Source organism: Mammaliicoccus sp. C-M13, assembly GCF_022386845.1.
GTDB classification, from domain to species: Bacteria; Bacillota; Bacilli; order Staphylococcales; family Staphylococcaceae; genus Mammaliicoccus; species Mammaliicoccus lentus.
Map to the genome: position 1 here is coordinate 1 of NZ_JAJNHQ010000041.1, position 380 is coordinate 380.

The 380-nt window shown below is 26.1% G+C and carries 1 pseudogene; it reads left to right on the forward strand.

The window, feature by feature from the left end:
* A pseudogene (locus tag LQ615_RS13595) lies at nt 1–380 on the forward strand (IS3 family transposase); the annotation flags it as partial.

Below are 380 nucleotides of genomic sequence, written 5' to 3' on the forward strand. Positions count from 1 at the left end.
AACGAAATAAATATTTAGAAATGGAGAATGAGGTTTTAAAAAAGCGGAGAGAATTCGAAAGAGAGATGATGAATCAAAAAGTAAACAAATCGCGTCATACAAAACGATTAAAGCGCTAAAAAATAAATATCCAATTAAATGGTTATGTAGTGTTTTAGGAATAAATAGATCAAGTTATTATAAATGGACAAATAGAAAACCCTCTAAGAGAGAGATTGAAAATAATACATTAATGGAAGATATCAACGATATCTATCACCAATATCAAGGTATTTATGGTTATAGACGTATTTATATCTATATCCGTCTTAAATTAAATAAACGTGTAAATCATAAGCGTGTTTATAGATTAATGAAACAATTAAAATTAAAAGCAATTA